Genomic DNA, 2,906 nt, shown 5'->3' on the forward strand with positions numbered 1-2,906 from the left:
TCTTTCAATTTTTAGATTATATCATAGTTCGTCTTCATTTCAATAAAGAATAGTTTTCAAGATGAGAAAATTTATTAAATATTGAATAATTCAACTCTTTTTCAAAAAAGAACAGGCTTACATAACCTGTTCTGTTAAGAATTTATAAGTTGTAGAAAGAACTTCATGAATATGATCCGCATTATCATAATTATGAGATGCACCAACAACTGGATGGAAGATCATCTGCTTACCAAATAGTTTTGTATATTTCTCACTGATTGCATAAGGTACTGTTTTATCTTCTGTGCCATGAATGACTAATAAATCATTCTTATATGTGTCTAAGTTCTTATAGAAATCTCTTTGAAGCATATCCTTTACAAAAGCATCACTGATTTCAAATCCACTATGATCATAGATAGGTGCTTCTTTTACTGTTCCTGTAAGATAGTCCAAGGAATCTGGTAAACTGAAGGCAGGAGCCCATAATACAAGTTTTTTAATATCTTCAGGATAAAGTTTTGCAAGTTCACTCGCAATTGCACCACCCATAGAATGTCCTAAAACATAGATATCAGTGACTTGAGGCATCTTCTTTAATTCTTCTAATAGAATACGTGCACATGATAATTCATCATCAAATGTCATTTCTTTAAAAGTAAGATCCGATTCACCACTGCCTAGAAAATCCATTCTTAAAGTACCAACACCCTGTGCTTCTAATAAACGTGATAAAGAAACATAAGAGAACTTAGTTCCTGTACATTGTCCTGTAAAACCATGGAATATTAATAATACAGGGAATTCTTTTCTATGGGGCACATGAAAGAATCCTCTCATAACACCCTTAGGTGTCGCAATTTCACAATACTGCTGCATAATTAATCCTCCTCTACAAGTGAAATCATTCTCTTCACTTTTTCTTTATCTACATAATCATAATTAATGCCATTATAGCTAAATGATACATGATCATTGGCTGTAGTAGGATCTGCTCTCCAATTCTTACATGAAGAATGAACCTGATGAATACCTGTATAGTGAATAATATCTACAACATTTGTTTCATTAATACCAGAACCTGCCAATATTTCTATTTGATTGCCATATTTCTCCTGCAGTTCCTTAATAAGCTGAACTCCTTCACTCACAGTAGACTTCATGCCACTTGTAAGTACTCTATCCACACCTAATTCAATTAATCTATGAATTGTTGCATCTGGATCATCACATACATCAAAGGCTCTATGGAATACTGCAGTCTTACCATAACTATGAATAATAGAGACCATTTCACTTGTGCGTGCACTATTGATTTTACCATCAGGATCTAAGAACCCAAACGCAATACCATCAGCCCCGTGTTCTAATAGTTCTTCTGCTTCAATAATCATCTGTTCAGATTGTAATTCATTATATACAAATCCTGCACCTCTGGGTCTTACCATGCAAATGACTTCTAAATCTGTATTATTCTTAATAAGTTCCAATGATGCAATAGTAGGTGTTAATCCACCTAACGCTAATGCACTATTTAATTCAATTCTTTTTGCACCACCATGATATGCATTCATTGCATCCTCATAGCTACCACAACATACTTCTAACTTATTCACTCACTTCTACCTCTACTTCATACTGTTCTTGATCTACAGTCATATAAATAAGATCTTTAATGGCTTTCTTCACTTTAGTTTCAGTCTTTTCTAAAAACTGATTCTTGATTGCTTCTTTTTCTACTTTCTTCTTCTGTTCTTTTGCGAAAGTCTTATAGTCTGTAATAGAAATCTGATTAAAGATATTCTTTGTTTCATCATAAACCTTAATAGAATTCTCATCGATTTCATTAGATAAGATCTTTACTGCAGATGTTTTCACGATAATCTTATTATTTGTTTTTTCTACCTGTACATCAGAAAGATCAACACCTGCTTTTAGCTTACCTTCATAAGTGATTAAGAAAGACTTCTGTGTTAAAGGAACAGTCCAGCCATTAAACTTTAATGAATTAGAGAACTTTCCTACTTTTGTATAATCATATTCAGAAACAGCTAATTCATTAATATCTCTTATTTTCTGTGTTAAAGCTGTTGAAGTGATTTCTTCTTTAGATGGTGTACTATGTCCTCCAAAGTACATACCACCCATAAATACAACAATAACTAACACAATAATGACTATAATTGATCTTAAATTAAACTTGTTTTTCATTTTCATCACCAACTAGATTATAACAGATAAGAAAAAATATATACAGTTTGTTTTATAGTCTAGATGATTTGACAACGAATACAATAAATGATAGTTTTTAAGTAGGTGATGAAAATGAATTACGATAATGTACATATTTCTAGATGGGAAGAAATACCAGATTTTCCACTCTATATAGATCAGGTTGTATCTATTATAGAAAAGAGTTTGTCTTTCTTAAAAAATAATGATGACGCTATTATTACAAAAACAATGATCAATAATTATGTCAAACATAAGCTAGTAAAAGCACCTATAAAGAAGAAATATGAAAGAGAACAGATTGCTTATTTCACATTAATTTGTTTATTAAAGTCTGTCTTTTCATTAGATGAGATTTCTAAGCTTATTCAATTACAACAGAGTCAGAAAGAATTATCTGAATTCTATAATATGTATTGTGATGTATTTGAGCGTGTCCTTAAGACAAATCATTTAGACTCAGAACTACCAGACATATATAATAAATGTATCTTAAGTTCTGTCTATAAAATCAAGGTATCTAATAATCTTCTTGGTGAAGCAACAATGGAAGAAGCATTAAAAAAGGATTGAGTTTATTCTAATGGTATTAAGTTAAGTGACTAAATGCCAAAGAACCTCCTCTATTTGAAATTACTCTTTCCTACTAAATATAAAATTACATTTATAACCGTATTCAGTCTTGATTTTAT

Annotated in this window: 4 protein-coding genes; 1 reads left to right on the top strand and 3 read right to left on the bottom strand. The window is 31.0% G+C overall.

From position 1 onward, the window contains the following. Nucleotides 1-117: 117 nt before the first annotated feature. From ACT8VG_RS09475 to ACT8VG_RS09485, 3 genes are read right to left on the bottom strand one after another with little or no spacing between them, the layout of a single operon-like run. Nucleotides 118-861, bottom strand: a complete 744-nt coding sequence (locus ACT8VG_RS09475; protein WP_117459240.1) for an alpha/beta hydrolase — start codon at nucleotides 859-861, stop codon at nucleotides 118-120. 2 nt (nucleotides 862-863) lie between these two features. Further along, complete coding sequence (locus ACT8VG_RS09480; protein ID WP_117459239.1) at nucleotides 864-1,598, bottom strand: copper homeostasis protein CutC; 735 nt, start codon at nucleotides 1,596-1,598, stop codon at nucleotides 864-866. Further along, nucleotides 1,591-2,193: a DUF4230 domain-containing protein gene (locus ACT8VG_RS09485; protein WP_440252470.1), complete on the bottom strand. Its 603-nt coding sequence runs from the start codon at nucleotides 2,191-2,193 to the stop codon at nucleotides 1,591-1,593. The genes ACT8VG_RS09480 and ACT8VG_RS09485 overlap by 8 nt, the downstream gene beginning before the upstream one ends. 114 nt (nucleotides 2,194-2,307) lie before the next feature. On the opposite strand from ACT8VG_RS09485, the gene ACT8VG_RS09490 reads away from it, so the two are divergent. Then, nucleotides 2,308-2,787, top strand: coding sequence for a DUF1836 domain-containing protein (locus ACT8VG_RS09490; RefSeq protein WP_230310152.1), 480 nt, complete (start codon nucleotides 2,308-2,310; stop codon nucleotides 2,785-2,787). Nucleotides 2,788-2,906 lie beyond the last annotated feature (119 nt).

It is taken from the genome of Catenibacterium sp. (assembly GCF_052354645.1).
Taxonomy (GTDB): domain Bacteria; phylum Bacillota_I; class Bacilli_A; order Erysipelotrichales; family Coprobacillaceae; genus Catenibacterium; species Catenibacterium mitsuoka_A.